Source organism: Chloroflexus sp. (assembly GCF_034431535.1).
GTDB lineage: Bacteria > Chloroflexota > Chloroflexia > Chloroflexales > Chloroflexaceae > Chloroflexus.
Window position 1 is genome coordinate 18,074 of the sequence record NZ_DAOUDC010000076.1, and the last position, 20,169, is coordinate 38,242.

At 56.9% G+C, this 20,169-nt stretch carries 12 protein-coding genes; 5 read left to right on the forward strand and 7 right to left on the reverse strand.

The annotated features are described in order from the left end of the window. Positions 1-47: 47 nt before the first annotated feature. From htpG to apbC, 3 genes are all read right to left on the reverse strand, one after another. Positions 48-1,937: a molecular chaperone HtpG gene (gene htpG / locus U9R61_RS19315; protein ID WP_322490442.1), complete on the reverse strand. Its 1,890-nt coding sequence runs from the start codon at positions 1,935-1,937 to the stop codon at positions 48-50. 143 nt (positions 1,938-2,080) lie between these two features. Further along, positions 2,081-3,142, reverse strand: a complete 1,062-nt coding sequence (moaA, locus tag U9R61_RS19320; RefSeq protein WP_322490443.1) for a GTP 3',8-cyclase MoaA — start codon at positions 3,140-3,142, stop codon at positions 2,081-2,083. A gap of 216 nt (positions 3,143-3,358) precedes the next feature. Continuing rightward, on the reverse strand, positions 3,359-4,453 hold the full coding sequence (gene apbC, locus U9R61_RS19325) for an iron-sulfur cluster carrier protein ApbC (RefSeq protein ID WP_322490444.1): 1,095 nt from the start codon (positions 4,451-4,453) through the stop codon (positions 3,359-3,361). 178 nt (positions 4,454-4,631) lie between these two features. On the opposite strand from apbC, the gene U9R61_RS19330 reads away from it, so the two are divergent. The 3 genes from U9R61_RS19330 to U9R61_RS19340 all read left to right on the forward strand — a co-directional run bounded on the left by U9R61_RS19330 (position 4,632) and on the right by U9R61_RS19340 (position 7,484). After that, entirely contained in the window at positions 4,632-5,267 is a 636-nt protein-coding gene (locus U9R61_RS19330; RefSeq protein ID WP_322490445.1) for a helix-turn-helix transcriptional regulator, read from the forward strand. Positions 5,268-5,360: 93 nt separating this feature from the next. Next, the gene (locus tag U9R61_RS19335; protein WP_322490446.1) at positions 5,361-5,975 is read left to right on the forward strand and encodes a superoxide dismutase; all 615 of its coding nucleotides are present in this window, start codon (positions 5,361-5,363) and stop codon (positions 5,973-5,975) included. 330 nt (positions 5,976-6,305) lie between these two features. Then, positions 6,306-7,484: a glycosyltransferase family 4 protein gene (locus tag U9R61_RS19340; protein ID WP_322490447.1), complete on the forward strand. Its 1,179-nt coding sequence runs from the start codon at positions 6,306-6,308 to the stop codon at positions 7,482-7,484. 470 nt (positions 7,485-7,954) lie between these two features. On the opposite strand, the gene U9R61_RS19345 is transcribed toward U9R61_RS19340, so the two are convergent. From U9R61_RS19345 to U9R61_RS19355, 3 genes are all read right to left on the reverse strand, one after another. Next, positions 7,955-9,199 (reverse strand): hypothetical protein, encoded by a 1,245-nt coding sequence (locus U9R61_RS19345; RefSeq protein ID WP_322490448.1) that lies wholly within the window; start codon positions 9,197-9,199, stop codon positions 7,955-7,957. Positions 9,200-9,497: 298 nt separating this feature from the next. Next, positions 9,498-10,910, reverse strand: coding sequence for a KAP family P-loop NTPase fold protein (locus U9R61_RS19350; protein ID WP_322490449.1), 1,413 nt, complete (start codon positions 10,908-10,910; stop codon positions 9,498-9,500). Beyond that, a complete protein-coding gene (locus U9R61_RS19355; RefSeq protein ID WP_322490450.1) occupies positions 10,910-12,043 on the reverse strand; it encodes a hypothetical protein in 1,134 nt (377 codons plus the stop codon). Before U9R61_RS19355 ends, U9R61_RS19350 begins: the two co-directional genes overlap by 1 nt. 430 nt (positions 12,044-12,473) lie before the next feature. On the opposite strand from U9R61_RS19355, the gene U9R61_RS19360 reads away from it, so the two are divergent. Further along, on the forward strand, positions 12,474-13,703 hold the full coding sequence (locus U9R61_RS19360; protein WP_322490451.1) for a hypothetical protein: 1,230 nt from the start codon (positions 12,474-12,476) through the stop codon (positions 13,701-13,703). A gap of 178 nt (positions 13,704-13,881) precedes the next feature. On the opposite strand, the gene dnaE is transcribed toward U9R61_RS19360, so the two are convergent. Then, positions 13,882-17,676 (reverse strand): DNA polymerase III subunit alpha, encoded by a 3,795-nt coding sequence (gene dnaE / locus U9R61_RS19365; RefSeq protein ID WP_322490452.1) that lies wholly within the window; start codon positions 17,674-17,676, stop codon positions 13,882-13,884. A gap of 913 nt (positions 17,677-18,589) precedes the next feature. On the opposite strand from dnaE, the gene U9R61_RS19370 reads away from it, so the two are divergent. Next, complete coding sequence (locus U9R61_RS19370; RefSeq protein ID WP_322490453.1) at positions 18,590-20,008, forward strand: aspartate ammonia-lyase; 1,419 nt, start codon at positions 18,590-18,592, stop codon at positions 20,006-20,008. Positions 20,009-20,169: the final 161 nt, after the last annotated feature.

A 20,169-nucleotide genomic window follows, 5' to 3' on the forward strand; every position in this document is an offset into this window, starting at 1 on the left:
TGCGTTCTCTGCGCCTTTGCGTTTACAATTCTTTGCGTCCTTCGCGGCTACCGCTCGGCGTTGGCGGCGAGTTCAAGCAGCCGCAAGATGCGCGGCACCATTGACGCCGGGTCACGGTGCAAGCCCTCGATCAGCAGCGCGTTGTCGTAGAGCTGCTCGGCGGCCAGCGGGATCAGCGGATCGTTGGGATCGGCGGCGGCGTGGCGGGCCAGCGCGGCGATCAAGGGGTGGGCCGGGTTGAGTTCCAAGATGCGCGGCCCGGTTTGCACCTCGTGACCCAAAATCTGCTGGATGCGCTGCATCTCGCGGCCAAACGCCGCCTCATCGGCGACCAAGCGGGCCGGACTATCACGCAGCACCTTCGAGGTGCGCACCTCTTTCAGCCGCTCGCCCAAGGTAGCCGCGATCCGTTCGGCCAGCGCGGTGAACTGGGCATCGTCGATCGCCGGCGCGGGCCGCTCCACCTCACCGGGCAAATCAAGCTCGCCCTCGTCGATGTTGCGCAGGCGCAAGCCTTCGTACTCGCGCAACCCCGACAGCATAAAGCCATCCATCAGGTCAGTGAAGAGGATGACCTCGATGTCGCGCGCGCGCAGTGGATCGAGGTGTGGGCTGCTCAGCGCCGCCTCGCGGCTGGCCGCCATCAGGTAATAAATCTCCTTCTGACCGGGAACCATGCGCTCTTTATAGGTTGCGAGCGTAATCCACTCCTCGCCGCTCTTAGTCGTCTGCACGCGCAGCAGCTTCAGCAGATCATTGCGGTGCTCGTAATCGGTAGCGATTCCCTCTTTGATAAAGGGGCCAAACTCGTGCCAGAAGGTGCGATACTTTTCGGGATCGCGTTCGGCCAGCTCGTTCAGCTCTTTATTCAGGCGCGCGGTGAGGGTCTTGCGCAGGCGCTGCATCACCGGCGAACCGCCGGCAGTGCCGCTCTGCACACTCTCGCGCGACACGTTGAGCGGCAGGTCTTCGCTGTCAACCACACCCTCGATAAAGCGGAAGTGGGCCGGCAACAGATCCTTCGCCTCTTCGAGGATCAACACCTTGCGCGAGTAGAGCTTAATCTGGCCCTCGATCCGCCGTTCGAGGAGGCCGCGCTCGCGGCGGGACGGAATGTAGAGAATCGCGTGCAGATCAACCGGCGCGTCAGTCGAGAGGTGGATATAGCTCAGCGGCGGCTGGCTATCGAGGGTCAGTTGGCGATAGTGGTCGTGATATTCCTCGGTCGTGACATCGCGCGGCGCTTTGCGCCAGATCGCGGTGCGGGCATTGATCTGGCGGCCATCGAGCATAATCGGGAAGGCGACATAGTTCGAGTGGCGGCGGACAATCTGCTCGATCCGCCACGGATCCGCGAAATCGGTCGCGTCCTCTTTGAGATGGAGGGTTATCGTGGTGCCGCGCTGGGCACGTTCGGCGGGGCCGACGGTAAAGCTATCGCCGCCGCTCGATTCCCACATCGCCGCCGGCGCATCGGGCCGGTACGACTGCGATACGACCGTCACCTTATCGGCGACCATAAACACCGCGTAGAAGCCGACGCCAAACTGGCCAATAATCTCGCTCACCGTCTGCTTGGCCCCTTCGCCGGCCTGTTTCACAAACGCGCGCGCCGCCGACTGGGCAATCGTACCGAGCTGATCGATCATCTCTTCGGCAGTCATGCCGATGCCGGTATCGCTGATAGAGAGGGTGCGTGCCTCTTTGTTGACCTCAATCGTAATTTGTGGTTCGAGTTCAGGGTTGCGCACCTCGCGATTGGTGAGCATCTCGAACTGCATCCGGTTAATGGCGTCGGAAGCGTTCGAGATCAATTCGCGCAAAAAGATTTCGCGGTCGGTATAGAGCGAATGGGCAAGAATGTACAGCACCTGCTGCACTTCGGCCTTAAAGGTATGGGATTGCCGGCCAGTTTCGGTCAACGGTTCGGTTGTCATAGACCTCCCTCGCTATTCCTGAGTGATGCACGCGCATTGGCAAGCGAAAACAACGCCAAGCGCACAACACCTAGTGCACTACCATGCATTGTAATCACTCAGCCGGCGTTTGATCGTTAGAGAGATGTTGGAAATCTGCCCGCTCAGCCGCCTAATTCCGACATCCCGCGCAAGGTTGGTTTCACGCCTTCGGGGAGGCCGTGGCCCCACGGTTTGATGTAAACAGCGTGGCGAATAATCTGCTCGATCTCATCCACGGTGGCGCCGTTGCGCACGGCGGCGCGCAGATCAACCTCATCGTCGCGCAAGAGGCACAGGTGCAGGCGGCCATCGGCGGTGAGGCGCATGCGGTTGCAGGTCGAACAGAAGGGGTCGCTCACGCTCGAAATAAAGCCGATCACCCCCTTGGCGCCGGGCAACCGGTAGGTGCGAGCCGGGTCACTTGGCGCATGGCCAATCTCCTCTAGCGGGCCGTAGTGCTGTTCGAGGCGAGCAATCAGCTCGGCGCTGGTGACAATCCCCTCTTCGGCCAACCCCGCCACCCCGGTGAGCGGCATCACCTCGATAAAGCGAAACTCCCATGGCCGGTCGAGGGTCAGGCCGGCTAGCCGCACCACCTCTTCATCATTCATCCCGCGCACCACTACCGCGTTCAGCTTAATCGGATGCAGACCGGCGGCGTCTGCCGCTTCAATGCCGGCCCACACCTCATCAAGACTGCCGCCGCGGGTCATCATGCGAAACTTCACCGGATCGAGCGTATCAATGCTAATGTTGACGCGATCCAACCCAGCCTCGCGCAGCGGTTGGGCTAGCTTGCGCAAGCGCAGAGCGTTGGTGGTCATCGCGATATGCTCAATACCGGGAATCCGTTTTAGCTCGCGCACCAGATTGATCAGATCGTGGCGCAGAGTCGGCTCGCCGCCGGTCAGGCGCAATTTGCGGAAACCGGCGCGGGCGGCGGCGTGCATCACGAGCAGCACCTCATCGTTGGTGAGCAATTCGGGGCGGGGGGCGAACTGCATCCCGACCGCGGGCATGCAATAGATGCAGCGCATATTGCAGCGGTCAGTGAGCGAGACGCGCAGATAGTCGATCCGGCGGCCATATTGGTCAAGAGCGGGGGTGTCGGTGGCGTAGCGAGGATGGCGGGACGGTTCGTAGAAGGTGATCGGAATTGTGCCGGAGAGCGGCTGAGCGGCCATGCATACACCTCATCGTGAACACGCAACGACGCAACGAACAGCCAAAAACGATGTGAATAACATTGCCCCCATCCCAGCCGGGGGATGTGGCCCCCACCCCGACCCGCCCCCGCTGGAGGAGGGGAAGTGCGTCCCGGCGAGGGGGGCGGTTTGCCCCCACCCCGACCCGCCCCGCTAGGGGAGGGGGATACTACGCGCTGAGGCTTGGTAATAGTCTCATACCGATGCGTACTGCAACACCGAAATGCGGGCAGCGACTTGGCGGGCGAGTTCGCGGAAGATGTCGGCGTAGGCATCGGGCGCGTCGCTGATCACAGCGGGTTGGCCGGTATCTCCACCCTCGCGCACGCTCATGCCGAGCGGAATCTGGCCGAGCACCGGCACCCCTAGTTGGCGAGCCAGCCGTTCGGCGCCGCCGCTGCCAAAGATGTCGTAACGCTTGCCGGTATCAGGCGCGATGAAATAGGCCATATTCTCGACCACGCCGAGCAACGGCACATTCACCTTGCGGAACATCTCCATGGCCTTGATCACATCGATCGTCGCCACCTGCTGGGGCGTGGTCACGATCAGGGCGCCGGTCAACGGCAAACTCTGCGCGAGCGTGAGGGCCACATCACCGGTACCGGGTGGCATATCGATAATCAGATAATCGAGCGGCGCCCACGCCACCTGATAGAGGAATTGACGGAGCAACTGGCTAACCATCGGCCCACGCCAAATCACCGGTTGCGACTCATCAATCAAAAAGCCGACCGACATCACCTTAATGCCGTGGTTGGTCAGTGGGAGCATCATCGGTTGACCATTAGCATCACTGACGGCAGCCGGTTGACCGTGTATCCCCAACATCAGTGGTAAGCTCGGCCCGAAGACATCGGCGTCGAGCAACCCAACCTGTGCACCCATCTGGGCGAGCGCCACGGCCAGGTTAGCTGCCACCGTGCTCTTGCCGACCCCACCCTTGCCGGCGGCCACTGCGAGCACATTCGCAACACCGGGAATAGCTGCTTGTTCAGGAATACCGGCCGGACGGCGAACGTTGGCGGTGAAATCAACATTCACCTCTTTCACGCCGGGAACGGCACTGACCGCTGCGACAATATCGTTGCGCATCTGATCTTTCAGCGGACAAGCCGGTGTCGTCAGTTCGATAGTACAGCGCACAATACCGTCGCAAATCGCGATATGCTTCACCATCTGGCGTGAGACCAGATCACCGCCCAACTCCGGCTCTTGCACCTGCCGCAATGCAGCCAAAATCTGCTCTTCGGTCACCTGTACCGGTTGGTTACTTGAAAAGAGACCCATTGCTCTGCTCCGTTTGATTGACTCCGCGTCTCTGAGCATTATACCAGAGAATTACGAAAGGTTGACGTTACTAAAATCACAGACAGCAATTATCTTGCTTGACAGGGTGTAGCGCGATTGATATACTCACCATAAGATTATTCGATAGGATCATATTCGTAAAGTGGTGACATCGACCATGCACAAGGTTGAGCGCAGAGAACAGGGAGCGACACGGCGCAGCATCTTGCAGCTCCTGCGCCGGCATGGGCAGATGAGTGCGGTAGAACTGAGCGCTGCACTTGACATCGGTGCGGTTGGGATCCGCCAACACCTTGCCGCACTCGAGCGCGAGGGTCTCGTCTACATTTGTGGTCTGCGCCGAAACGTAGGCCGTCCGGCGCATCTCTATGCGCTCACCGAGCGCGCCGAACATTTTTTTCCTAAACACTACGAACGTTTAGTCTGTGAGCTGTTCGAGAGTGTAGCCGCGATGGGCGGCGAGGTTGCGGTGCAGGAGGTGCTAGAACAACGACGAAACGCCTTACACGCCACTCTTGCCCCACAACTTGCCGGGAAGGTGCGGGCGACGCAAGTTGCCATACTGGCCGAGCGGCTTGCCGAACAGGGGTATATGTGTGAATGCGAGCAGCTTGAGAACGGTGATCTCTTAATGACGCAGTACAACTGCCCCTTTGATTGTGTTGCTCGTCGTTTCCCACAGATTTGTGATCAAGAACTACGTCTCTATGAAGACCTGCTTGCCACACCGATCGAGCGTGATATGACGATTGCTGAAGGTGGGCATTGTTGTCGGTATCGTATTCCGCAGTAGCATTACATCCATAATTCGCGGTACAATAGAAGTGCTTAAGTTAAGACGGCCAAGGGTGGCCGTCGTTGTTTGAAAGTGCCACGGAGGTTTCTCATGGCGTTTGAAGTTCCATCGCTCCCCTACGACTACAACGCACTAGAGCCGTACATTGACGAAGCGACGATGCATTACCATCACGATAACCATCACCAGACCTACGTAACCAACCTGAACAATGCGTTAGCCAATTACCCCGACCTACAGATCAAGTCGATTGAAGAGCTTCTGAGCAACCTTGAGGCGATTCCGGAGGCGATCCGCACAGCGGTGCGCAACAACGGCGGTGGGCACTGGAACCATACGTTCTTCTGGGAGATTATGGCGCCGAATGCCGGTGGTGCGCCGGAAGGTGATCTGGCGGCTGCAATCGATGCCACCTTTGGCAGCTTCGACGCCTTCAAAGAGAAGTTCAAGGCAGCAGCACTCGGTCGGTTTGGTTCAGGCTGGGCTTGGCTGATCACCGATAAAGACGGTAACCTGAGCATTATGAGCACGCCCAACCAAGACAACCCGTTGATGGAGGGGAAGACGGCTATTCTCGGCATTGATGTTTGGGAGCATGCCTACTATCTGAAGTACCAGTACAAACGGGCCGCCTACGTCGATGCCTGGTGGAACGTGGTAAACTGGAAGAAGGTAGCCGAGCACTACGCGGCAGCGAAAGGGTAAACAATGCGCAGGGGCGGGGCAACCCTCCGCCCCTGTTGATATAGTGCGGTGCATTTCGATTGGGTTAGATGGTCTGTTGGCAGGTTGAAGGTGTTAGATCAGTTTTCGATAGGGTAAATGTAATTATGTAGAGGGTAAGTAAGGTTTCTTGGACGTCAGTTATGTAGAACTGTTTTGTATATCGTGAAGAGCAAGGTCTGAATCAGGATTTCGGTGATTGCCTTGCAAGGCGTTTATTTGTATGCTATCTTGACACCGAACTTCAGACCGATTGTGTGAAAGACAGCAATTGTTCCAAGACAAATTGCTCATGATAGATTTGACCAGGCTATGCGAATTCTGCTTATTCACAACGATTACCGAGAACCAGGTGGAGAAACTGCTGTATACCGTGCTGAAGTGGCTCTACTGCAACAGTATGGTCATGAGGTGTTTACATGGCAGCGTGATAATTCTGAGATCTTCACTTACGATCTGCGTCGAAAATCTGTTTTTCTGATAAATACCATCCATAATTGGCAAACCTACCATGACTTGCAATCTTTCGTGCTTGACAAACGTCCTGATGTAGCGCATGTTCACAATGTCTTTCCCTTGATTTCACCATCCGTGTACCGAGCATTACGAAAAGCCGGTATTCCGATTGTACAAACCATCCATAACTATCGATTTCTGTGTCCAAATGCTGTCTTCTATACCCACGGGCAGATTTGCGAGCGCTGTAAATATGGCAATACGATCCACGCCGTTCGCTGGCGATGTTACCGTAGAAGTCATACGCTCAGTGCGTTGTATGCTTTGACCATTTATTTGCATCGGCGTTGGGGGACGTTTAAAATGATTGATCGTTTTATTGCTCTAACTCAATTCGTCGGTCAAAAACTGATAGAAAGTGGTTTAACCTCTGCAGATAAAATTAATGTTCTGGGAAACTTTTTATCTGATCCACTCCCTGTACCGGGATCGTTTGAGTACCGTGAACCTTACGTTGCTTATCTTGGACGGTTATCACCGGAAAAAGGAGTGGATGTTTTGTTAGATGCACTCACGGGTTTACCTAAGATAAGATTAAAGATTATCGGTGATGAGCCTCAAAAAACAACTCTGCAAATGAAAGCTCAGAAACAAGGTGTTCAAGCAGATTTCCTTGGGTATGTAACTGGAGAAAAAAAGTTTGAATTATTGCGCCAGGCTATGGTAGTGATCGTTCCTTCAGTATGGTATGAGGGTTTCACGGTAGCTATCTTAGAAAGTATGGCATCTGGAACTCCGGTTTTGGCTTCAAATATAGGATCCCTACCATTCATAGTGGAAGATGGCAAGAGTGGCGTGCTATTTCGGCCAGGTGATAGTCAGGACCTGCGACAAAAATTAGAGTGGCTACTCGCTCGTCCCCAACAGGCATTAGCAATGGGTCTTTATGCTCGGAGCGTTGTTGAGCAACGCTATACTGCTTTAGCACACTACAACACTCTTATGGAGATTTATAATTCGGTGATAAAGGGCTAAAGATGTAATTCGAATTCGAACAGTGACTATGTAAAAATTTTAGATGTCTTTATTTTCTATTTATATTGCTATGCTTTCAATCTGTTTTGCTGTACTAAAGTGACCGAGATCAAGTTTCTTGATGAGTCGGCTTGTTTGGCTTGAGGAGTAGCTATTGTGGAGGAGGGTAAGATTCCTCCCTATTCTTGATGTGCCCGGTGTTTATCTGGTGAATGCGAAGTTATTGGTTCCTAAAGAATCATCCTTTAGCAATAGGCTGGTCCAGCCGATTCATGCATCAAAGCGTTGATTTATCCTTACACCTCTTGGCATTGGGTGATACGGTGTAGTGTGTCACTACTTCATTTACAGGTGGCAGTTGTTTATTGTCTCATGCGACTTTATCAAAAAACGAGGGCGGGCAAAAAACCGCCCTCCTTCGTAGTCATTTGGCTAGGCTGTAACAGCGTGTAGATGACTACATCCTAATCCTACGGCACCCGTGCATTCGGGTCAAGACGATAGGTGTTGATGATCTCATCCGTTTTGCTTTTGAGCGTATCGAACTGCTCTTCAGGCACCAGGGTGGTTAACACCGAAACCTTATCGCCACGCTGTTCGATGAAGCTATTCCCCAGCATCGAGGCTTGGACATTGTTGGAAGCGGTTGAGGTGTAGCCCCAGATGATCAGAATGCTGCCATCGCTTTGTGGGCGCGGGTCATCGTAGAAGAAGTCGGGCTGGTCGCCGAACGAGTTCTTAAGGAAGGTGACGAGCTTCTCGATTAACTGATCATCGCTGTATACTGTACTATCTTCGAGTACATCGACGACAATCGCGGCATTATTCGTCGGATCGGTCCAGACCAGAATCAGCTCGCCGGGCCGGCTATTGTCGGTGAGCGTCCAATTGACTGGAAGATCGATGCGGAAGACGCCCGATGGGTGCGAATAGGTGCGCAACTGGCCGATCTCAATCGGTGCCAGACCGCCGCCGCTGGTATTGCCACCGCCGATAGTGGTACCGCCGCCGAGCGCGGCGCTGGGGTTGATGGCATACGTATTGATGATTTTGTCGGTCTGGCTGCGCAGGGTGTCAAACTGCTCATCCGGCACGAGCGTGGTCAAGATCGAGATCTTGTTGCCGCGCTGTTCGACAAAGCTGTTGCCGAGCATGGTGGCTTTGATGTTGTTGCCGGCGGTTGCGGTATACGACCACACCACCAGTTGGCTGCCATCATTCTGGGGGCGCGGATCTTCGTAGAGAAAATCGGGCTGACTACCAAAGCGATCTTCGAGGAAAGTGTTGAGCAGATCAACCAATTGGCTATCAGTGAAGCTACGGCTGTCCTCAAAGATATTGACTAAGATCGCGCCATTGCCGGTCGGGTCAGTCCAGATTAGCAACAGCTCAGCGGGCGAACTATTGTCTTGCAGCGTCCAGTTGTTGGGCACATCGATGCGAAACACACCGCTCGCATGGCGGTAGGTTTCGAGCGGGCCAATATCGACCAGCGCCACCTGGCCGCTTTGGGTTGATGCCACGGTCGGCGATGGGCGTGGCGTAGCGGTCGGCTCCGGCGGGCGGGTGGGGCGAGGGGTGCGGGTGGGTGCGGCAGCGGCTTGGGTGGGGGTGGGGGTGGCGGTCGGCGCGGCGTTGCCGCCGCCGCACGCGGTGAGGGCAACGATGAGCAGACCGACAAGGACGACGAACCAGTACCGGTGAGCGAGAAACATACGGCCTCCCTACAACGAGCGCTTTCCTGCCGTCTGTACCAGTCAAGACGACAAACGATTTTGGGAATGTGATTCGCGTCGCCTGATGGCTTGAATGCATGTACGTACTATCTGCAGATGAGGTTGCACTGCCGGCAGACAGATCGTACTGCTACTATAGCATTCCGCTGGGTGGGAGGGAATGGGAAATTTTCAGGATAGTAGATGGATATGCAGTGCTGAAAGCATCGGCGCCCATGTGCTTAATCCTGCCAGAGCATATGGGTGCTGTAATACGCCAAGAGCTATTGCTGATCGTTCACAACTGACCGTCAAAAGTGCTTTCGCGGACAATCGACGATAAGATAAGGAGATGTTCTACCCGAAGTATTTGTAAACTTGTCCCAGCCGATGCACCGATACGATCGGCATACTGGCAAAATTCGCGAAATGGGCCGGTTTCCCATTTATTTGATTGCACCGATCCCGGATTCTTCATCAGTTCATAAATCGTGCCGCGTCCGCGCACGAAATCATCAAGATGATCCGGGTTGAGCCGGTAGTACATAGCAATCAAGAACAATACCCAGAACGGATACGACTCAGGCAATTGGTTTGTCAGTGGATGTTCCCTGAGAAATTCCATCACCCGCTTAAACCGATTCACAATCTTGAGCATAGTGCGTGGCACGAGCAGCGAGCGCAGTGACAGTAATTGATCAATTTGATTCACGCCGGGGAAGTCGCCGCCACGTAACTGTTGGGCCATTTCACTGACTCTGCGGTACGGCACTTTATGCGGATAATACACTTGCCGGATAGCCATCTGCTCGACGTCGCGCGCAATGCCTAATTCGTACTCCACCTCGATCAACTTTTCCAGATAGCGCAACCCATAAGCAAGATCTTGGTCTTCGCCTAAGTATTCGCGGTACCGGCCAACAATAGCTCGGGCAGCGGCGATGTGGTCAAGCCCCAGCACGTAGGTGCATCCTTCCACCAGCATATGCACCTTTAGCCACTCGAACATGCGCACCATCTGCTCGGGCGAACAGCGGTCAAGATCGTCGATGAAGATAACTAGCCGGTATTGTTTCTGCTTCGTTGCATCAGCTTCGTACGCGCTATCCAGGATGGCCTCGACCAACTCGGCCATCTTACCCTTCACCTCATCGATCAGCAGGGGTTGCGCGCGTTGATCTTTGGTCTGTTGAAATGTGGTCGTTGCTGAGCGAATCGCCTTGCCTGCCGCTGCCGCAACACCACCACCCGGAACCACAAGCGGGGAAACCTCGATCAGGAGGTCGATTAGATACGAAGCAATCAAGCGATGGGTGGTTTTGCCGCCAAGGGATGGGTTATGTAATTGATACCCCTTTTCCTGCTCTGGGAACTGGCTTTCGATATTGGCGAGGGTTTTAATCAGGCCCGCCGCCAGATTCTGCTCCATCTCGTATTGCCACGGGTTAAAGGCGCAGACAATCGCCTGTTGTTTGCCGCCTTTCCGGTTGCGCTCCAACAACTCGCGAATCACTTGGCTGAGCAAGTATGACTTGCCCGATCCCCACGTACCGTATACCCCGATCACGCTAGGCGGACGTTCACTCAGAATGTCATTGGCGATGATATTGGCAAGGCTGTGCCGGCGGAGATCGTCAACCAAATGATCGATATCGGTGATGCGGTGATCGAAGCGGAGAAAAGGGCGCTGCACAATATACCGGTTTTTCATCATCGCTTCTCCATGTCCAAGGCGCGCACAATTCGCCGTAAGATGTGAGCGACCGCGGGATTATCCTTGGCGATTTCGAACAATAGGCTCCCCTCATTAGCAAAGATGAGCTGAAGGGCCTCTTCGAGATGTTCTTTTTCGGTCTTCTCCGCTGCTTGACCAGCAACGGTTGCTCTCCGATCCGCTAGTGGCTCGATAGGCTCGCCGGTCATGTACGCCGCAAGTTTATACATTGTGGCCAGTGATGGATCACCCTCGCGCATACGCTCCGGCAAGCTGCGTAAGATCTTGAGCGCTTCACCGTATTTGTGTTGGGCCATTAGGATGCGAACGCGCTGCACATAAATGCTCCACACCTGATGATTGGGATCGCCGGTATAGAGTTTTTCGGCGAGGTCAAGGTATTCTAGCGCCTTACGGAGGTAGGCATCATTCTCTTTTGGGGAGGATTCGTCTGCTGCGACGCCAGCGCGTTCCTGATACAACCGGGCCAAATCTTGCGCCAAGACATAGGCATTCTCAATGCCAAGCTGGATGCCCATCTGGTAGCGCGACTCAAGGATGTCTAAGGCCTCTTGATGGTATGCGGCGAGCTGGTCAATGCTGTCAAGCTTGCGCAACGGCACCGAGTCGATTAAGACGCGGCGGTAGGTGCGCAAGATATCCATTAACCCGTCGCGCTTGACGAAAAGCAGGCCATCATCAAGCAACTGCAGCGCCGTGGCTGGATCATTCAGTGTCGTTGCGTGATAAATTGCGCCATATGTCCAAAACCGCCAGTATGGTCCAGTCTGTTCGCGTGGCATGCTGGCAAGCGTTTGCCACAGCCGCTGCGCTTGTTCTTGATCGAAGTGGCTCGAGTAGCGATATTGGAGCGCATCGCACAAGAGATCAACGTTATTTGGCCACTCGCGTAACCCTTCTTCAACAACAGCGAGCTGGGCTTGATGATGTTGGACCCGTCCCGCGGTCATTGCGGTGTTGTGCCACAGATCGGGTGGGCCGGTGTAATGGCCGAGACCTTCGGCCAGAATTTGATCGAAACGTTCTCGAGCTTTCTGTTGGTTGGAGAATTCTAACCCGTCCACCTCAAGGTAGAATGACCAGAGAGATTTGGTGCGCTGCTCAATCATTACTGATCTCTTTCCGAATACACTAGACACGGTGTTGAATGGTTCTTAGCGTATATCATAAAGGTATTGTTTTCAATATCCTAAAATTAAAATTTTCTAACAATTTTTTGTCACCATTCTTGAGGCAGCATAGCATCTAAGCTGATCAATCGCTTGGATTTCCGTCACAGTGAGAAGGATGTTGGGATGGGGTCTTGGCGAGATGTTGACCCATATGCATTTGGACGCGCGCTCTAAACGACGAGATTGGGAGACGATCAGTGTCGTCGTAGCTTGCTCGGCGGCCAGCCAAGCGCTAGTCTTAGCGGGCAGCGCATTACTCGCAAAACCGTTATCTCTTGCGTCTCGTTCCTGACAAATTTGCCATCCATGCATCCACCGCTGCCTCGTATAATAGAAGGCAACCGCTGCCGCTGCGAGGGAGGGTTGCATGCGCCGTTATCTTGCTATCGTATTGATCGTTTGGTCGCTGCTTTCGGTATCGGCGGCGGCTGCCCAATCGCAGCGAACGTTTACCCTCGATTTTGAAGGGTTTCCTGATAATCAATCGATCGACGCCTACGGCGGGCTGGTGTTCCAAGTTGGCTGGCGCTTCGCTGATGTGCGCAGCGGGCGCTACAATGCATCTTTCCCAGACTCATGCCCAGACTTTGGCGGTGCCTGCGCTTTTGCGGTAAACGGCAACGGCTTTGCGCGGGTGAGTGGTTCCGGTACTGGCGAGATTACACTGCCAGAGGGTGTGATTTCATTTAGTGCAGCAGTATCAACCTCAGACCCGCTCACCTTCACGGCATTTGCTGCTGGCGGCATCGTGTTGGGGACGGTGGTGGTTGAACCGAATATCTTTACCGGTCAGCTTGATCAGGTGACGCTGACCGCGCCGCCGAACCAGACCATCGCGACGATTGAGGTGAACGGCACGCGCGATACGTGGCTGATCGATGATGTGCAGTACACGGTGGATCTGGCGCGCGGGGTGCGGCCTGCCCGCCTTGTGTTGGCGCAGCGGGTGGATGATGTGGTGCGACCCGGCGAGGTGGTGGCGCTGGAGCTGGTGGTGGAGAATTATGGCCGTGGGCCGGTATTTGATGCGATGATCGAGCTGCCGTTTGATGAGGATACGTTGATCTTGCTCGATGCGACGCCGAGCCGGGCCGGGGTGTGGGTGAGCGAGGTGCAACCGGGGTTGATCACGATCCGTACCGGCCCGCTGGCGGCTAACCGCGATCTGGTGAGGATGACGATCCGTTTCCGGGTGCGAGATGATGCGCTGCATGGGGTTGCGATTGGCCGGTTGGCCCACTTGGCGTACCGCGATGGCGTGACCGAATTGGGGCGAGGGCAGAGTAATGTGCCGCGCACTACCATCGGCCCCGGCCCGGAATTGACCTACTGGCGCGCGCTTGATATGACGGTGGCCGGGCAAGCGTTAACCTATGCCGCCGCCGGGTTTGCTCCCGGCGAGTCGGTGGGGATTTGGTATAACCCGCCGGATGGCGCGCCGCCGGTGACGGTGACAACGATGCGGGCCGATGGCGATGGCCGGGTGAGCGGGACGCTATCGCTGCGCGACGTGCCGGCGGGAACGTATACGCTGGTGTTGTATAGCCACCATTCGCAGCAGACGTTTGTGGGTGAGTTTGTGGTGGGGGCCAGATAGCCGCGATCACGTTACCGCCGGGGGCGCAGAGGCCGCAGGGGGTGATGGTTTTACCGCAGAGGGCGCAGAGGATGTGTCAACCCTAACATCTCTGCGTCCTTTGCATCTTTGCGTTTGCGATCGCTGCGCCTTTGCCACCGCTACGCCTTGAGCCGCACGGGCGTGCGGCTTTACTTACTTATGCCGCCAGGACCCGCTCGTGGCCGAGGAGCTGACGCAATTCGTTGAGCAGCGCGTCTGACAGTTCGATGGTTTGTTGCGATTGCAGCACGACCATACCAACGCCGTTGGGCAGGTACAACGTGACCTGATCGTGGCCGTGGCTGGCGCTGAGCAGGCTGTGAATGTGCTGCATCAAGGCAACGTCGGCGTCGAAGTCGTTGCTGCGCGGCAAGTAGATGCGCAGATTGCGCACCGGCGGGCCATCGGCGCGGGCTGGCTCGGTTGTCTTCCCGTGGCCGTTGCCGTTGCTATGCCCATTGCCATTGCCGTTGCTGACCAGCTTGACCGGCTGGCGCGGGCGCACGGCTGGCGGCTTAGCCGGCGGCGGGGTAGCGGCAGGCACGGCAGCAGCAGGAGCGCTGGCAGGAGCAGCAGCCAGTGCTGGCGCCGGTTGCGCGGTGGGTGCAGGCGCCGGCAGCTCGATCACCGTGTCGCTGATTAGCTCCTCACTCATCCCGTCCAGATCCATCTCGACCGGTTGCGCGCCAGCGGCGATATCAATCGTGCTCGGCGCTTCCACACTCTCAACCACCAACTGCGGTGTATCGCGTCGATTATCGACTTTTGCCGTCACCCGCACCACCGCATCGTTCTGCAACAGATCGGCGGACTTCGCCAGCACCTTGGGGAAGGCCACGATCTCGATGCTGCCGGTGAGGTCTTCGAGCATCGCCACCAGCATCGAATCACCCTTCTTGGTCGCAATCCGGCGTACGCCGCTCAGCACGCCGACGAAGGTCAGTGTCTCGCCGATCAGCTCTTCGTTGATTGAGCCAAGCTCAGTAGCGCCGCTGAGGTCAATCCCTTCCAGCGCTTTGGCGATCGGATCGTCCGAAATATTCAGCCCCAGCAGCTCTTTCTCCCATAGCAACACCTCTTTCTGCTCGGCGGGAGTCTCGGGAATGAGGTGCATCGGGATGCGGGCCACGGTCGGGCCGCTGTTGCTGATCTCGCCGAAGATATCGAACAGGCTGCTCTGGCCGATTTCGCGCGCCTTTTGCGCTTCAACGCCTGCGTTTACCGCCTGATCGAGGATGGCCAGTTTTTGGCGACGGGTGCCGGGCAGCGAGTCGAGTGCGCCGGCTTTGATCAAACTTTCCAGCGTGCGTTTATTGAGGGCGTGGCGATCGACGCGGGCGCAGAGGTCTTCGAGCGATTGGAACGGGCCGCCGGCCTCGCGGGCAGCGATAATCGCCTCGACCGGCCCTTCGCCGACGTTCTTGATTGCCATCAGACCGAAGCGAATGCCACGGTTGTGGGTCATGCCGGGGGGCAGCGGCGGCGCCAGCGGCTCGATCGTAAAGCCCTTCCGCGAACGGTTAACATCGGGCGGCAGCACCGCCACCCCCAGCCGGCGCGCCTCGAGGGCAGCCTTGGTCACGTCTTCAATCACCCCACCGGCACCGGTGAGTACTGCGGTCATATACTCAACCGGATAATTCACCTTGAGCCACGCCGTCTGATAGCTGAGCAGGCCGTAGAGGGTAGCGTGGGGCCGGTTGAACGAATAGCCGGCGAAAGGTAAGATCAGCTCCCACAGTTGATCGGCAATCTCTTTACTGATTCCCTTCCGCTGGCAGCCCTGCTTAAAAATCGCCTCGTTCTCGGCCATCAACTCCTTGTTCTTCTTGCTAATGGCCTTAATCACGATATAGGCTTGGCCGAGTGTATAATCGGCCACCGTCTGGAGCAGTTGCATAATCTGCTCTTGGTAGACGATCACGCCGTAGGTGTCGGACAAAATCGGCTCAAGCACCGGGTGGAGATAGCGGATTTGGGAGGGATTATTCTTATTCTGGATATAGACCGGAATCTGCTCCAGCGGTCCGGGTCGATAGAGCGCGACCATCGCGTAGAGGTCTTCAACGCGGGTCGGTTTCAACTGCATGAGGTAGCGGGTCATCCCCGCTGATTCCAGTTGGAACACATTCTTGGTCTCGCCGCGGCCCAACGCCTCAAACACCTTCGGATCATCGAGCGGAATCTCATCGAGCCACATCCGGCGACCGGTCGTCTGCTCAATATACTTCAGCGCCTCGGCCACCACCGACAAATTGGTGAGACCGAGAATATCCATCTTGAGCAGACCCATCTTGGCCAGCGTCGGCCCCTCAAACGCCGCCATCAGCGCATGCTCGTCTTTGGTGGTGCGTTGGAGCGGCACAAGCTCTTCGAGCGGGGTGCGGCTGACCACTACGCCACAGGCATGGGTGCCGACCGAGCGCATACGGCCCTCGACCTTCTGCGCTTCGATAATCAACTCGCGCAAGTGGGGCTGGGTCTCGTAGACCTGCTTCAATTCAGGCACCCGCTCCAGTGCCTGCGCGATCGTCGTGCCCACCGGCAGCGACGGAATCAGTTTCGCCACCCGGTCAACCTCGCCGGGATCGAGACCAAGCACGCGACCCATATCGCGGATAGCCGCCTTGGCGCCGAGGGTGCCGTAGGTGATAATCTGGGCCACATTCTCGCGGCCATACTTCTGGGCAATGTAATCGAGAATCTCGTGGCGGCGCGAATCGGCGAAATCGGTGTCGATGTCGGGCATTTCGAGCCGTTCGGGTGAGAGAAACCGCTCGAAGAGCAGCTTATTCTTGACCGGATCGACATCGGTAATACCGAGAGCGTAGAGCACAAGCGACGCGCCAGCCGAACCGCGGGGCAGGCAGGGGATGCCGCGCGAACGGGCGAACTTGACGTAATCCCACACGATCAACATATAATCGGGGAAGCCGGTCTTATTGATCACGTCCAGCTCATACTCCAACCGGCGCATGTACTCTTCGGGCGGTTGGCCGTTAAAGCGGCGCATCAAGCCCTCTTCGCAGACAAGGCGCAGGTACGAGGCGGCATCGTGCCCTTCCGGCAACTCGAAGACCGGCAACTGGACGCGGCCAAACTCCAGCTTGAGCCGGGCCATATCGGCGATGCGGCGGGTATTTTCCAATGGCTCAGTCCCGTACCGCTTAAAGCGCGCCCACATCTCTTCGCCCGACATAATGTGGTAGGTTTCGTCCATCGCGTATTCGCGGGCGCAGAACTCGGCGAAGGTCATATTCATGCCCATCGCCATCACCTTATGCTGGGTGGCCTTATCTTCGGGGCGAACGAAATGGGCATCGCTGGTGGCGACAAGGGGAATGCCGAGTTCGCGGGCGATCCGCACCAGTTCATCGTTGAGCGGTTCGAGTTCGGGCGTATTATCGTGCAGTTGCAGCTCGATATAGTAGCGGTCGGGGCCGAGTAGATCGCGGTAATAGGCCGCTGTCTCGACAGCGGTGCGGCGATCGCCGCTCTTGAGATAGTGCAACACCTCGCCGGCCAGACAGGCCGACGTGACGATCAGGCCCTCGTGGTGCGCTTCAAGCAGATTGCGGTCGATGCGGGGGCGGGCAAAGACGCCTTTACCCATGCCTTCAAGGTGGGCGCGGGTGGTGAGCTTGACCAGATTGCGGTAGCCAGTCTCATTTTGGGCCAGCAGCAGGAGGTGGAAATAGTTCTTGGCCCCTTTGGTCATGGGGTCGCTGAGCGAACCGGGGGCCATATAGGCTTCGACGCCGAGAATCGGGCGGATGCCGGCTTTCTTGGCTGCCTCGTAAAACTCCATCGCGCCGTACAACACCCCGTGGTCGGTGAGGGCAATGCTGTCCATGCCCAAATCGGCGGCGCGCTGAGCGATGCCTTTGGTGGTGGCGTAGCCATCGAGCAGGCTGTATTCGGAATGGACATGCAGGTGAACAAAGTCGCGCATGGTGTGCTCGCGTCAAAAAACTCTTTACACTTGACAAGTGTGATCAAGGGCAAACAGGCGATCTAAACCTGAAACATTTGTCTGAATGGAAGCTTGCGGTGTCGTTTTTTTGGTGTTATATCGACATAAATCGCGCCCGATGGCGCGGTGGTTTAGCCTGATTATAGCATATCAGCGGCGGGTTACGAACACGGATTCATCAAACTGTAAGGGATTTTTAACAGCCGGACGGCTGTCCGGCTTATAGAGGCGCAAAGGCGCAAAGGGGGAAACGCAAAGACGCAGGGATATAAACGCAAAGGCGCAGAGGAAGCGAAGGGAATGAATGGAAAGCCGGACGGTTGTCCGGCTCGCCGGTGCAGGGAGATCATGCCCCCACCCCAACCCTGCCCCGCTGGGGGAGGGAGCGGGCGCCCTCACCCCCCAACCCCTCTCCCACCGTCAGGTGGGAGAGGGGGATCTGCTGGATGGGAGGGAACGGCACGGCGGGAGTGGTACACAACATCTCCCCATCTTGTTTATGGGGAGGGGGCGAGTAGTTTACCGCAGAGGGCGCTGAGGACGTAGGGGGGGTGAGGGGCGGACAGCACCTTTGGTCTGTCCAAACCGTTGTCGCTGTGCGATGCCTCGACGCTGAACTGTGCGCTCCCCTCTTCCACTAGCGCGGGAGAGGGGCTGGGGGTGAGGGTAAAACGGTGCATCCAAAGCTATCGACAGCATCTGCGCTTAGATGTGCTGTCTGACGTGAGTCCTCATGGGGTTGGGGAACATATCAAAGCGGAAGCTGGTGATGATTGAACAACCCGTATCATACAGGTGGGCGCGGCTATGATACAATCGCGATGTGATGTGATCCGCCCCATGCCGAACAGGGCGCAACGAGCGCCCCTGCCGCATGAAAGGAGCTGAACTCATGGCTGAGCGTTACCGCATTGAACGCGATTCGTTAGGCGAGATGCAGGTGCCCGCTGATGCGCTGTATGGCGCGCAGACGCAACGAGCCGTATTGAACTTCCCGGTGAGCGGGATGCGCCCCTACCCGGCTTTTGTATGGGCGCAGACGATGATCAAGCGGGCGGCGGCTGAGGTCAATCGCGATTTGGGTCTGCTCGATCCGCAGATCGCCAATGCGATCATTCAAGCCGCCGAGGAAGTGCTGTCCGGCCAGCACGCCGACCAGTTCGTGGTCGATCCGTTTCAGGCCGGCGCCGGTACTTCGCACAACATGAACGTCAACGAGGTGTTGGCCAACCGCGCGAACCAGATTTTGGGCTACAGCCTTGACGACCCCAAGAAGCCGGTCAGCCCGAACGATCACGTGAACATGGCCCAATCAACCAACGACACCATTCCGACCGCGATCCGGTTGGGGTGTTTGTGGCGGTTGCCTGAATTGATGGCAGTGCTTGAGGGTTTGGCCAGCGCACTCGAGGCGAAGGCGGTTGAGTTCGATGATGTGGTGAAGTCGGGTCGCACACACCTGCAAGACGCCGTTCCGGTTCGGCTCGGCCAAGAGTTTGGTGCCTATGCGAAGGCGGTGCGCAACGATATGGAACGGATCGCGACTGCTGCCGATCGCTTGCGCCGGTTGGGGATCGGTGGCACCGCTACCGGCACCGGTCTCAATGCGCACCCCGAATACCATGCGCGGATGGTAGCCAAATTGAGTGGGCTAACCGGCCAAGAGTTGCGTTCGTCGGGGAATTTGTTCGAGTCGATGCAGAGCATGGCTGACCCAGCCGACTTTTCGGCCAGCCTGCGCACTCTCTGCATTACGCTGGGTCGCATTGCCAACGACTTCCGCCTGCTCTCGTCAGGCCCGGCCACCGGTCTCGATGAGATCCGCTTGCCCGCCGTGCAGCCGGGGTCGTCGATCATGCCGGGCAAGGTCAACCCCGTGCTGGCCGAAATGCTGAATATGGCTTGTTACCACGTGCAGGGTTGTGATCTGACGGTGGCGCTGGCGGCGCAGGCCGGCCAGCTTGAGTTGAATGTGATGATGCCGATTATCGCGCATAATCTGTTTGAGATGATGCATGTGCTGATTGGCGCGATCAACGCCTTTACCACCAAGTGCGTGGTCGGAATTACCGCCAATCGCGAGAAGGCGGCGGGCTGGCTGGCCAAGAATGCGATTTTGGTCACGGCGCTCAATCCGGTGATCGGCTACCTGAACGGTGCGGCGGTGGCGAAAGAGGCCATGGCTACCGGCAAGACGATCAAAGAGGTGGTGGTCGAGAAGGGCCTGCTCACTGCCGAACAGGTGGACGAGCTGCTCGATGTCTACAAGATGACTGAAGGCGGTATTCAAGGCATTGCTGCAGCAGGCTAAGGTAGGCCGGCTACCCCGTTGGGGGTGCGATACGTTTACTGCGGAGGGCGCAGAGAATAACAGAGAGGGCTGAACGTATGCTCGCGTTTGTCCCCAACTCCCCATCCCTCTGCGTCCTCTGCGTCTTTGCGTTAAACCCTTTACGGCTTTGCACCCTTTGC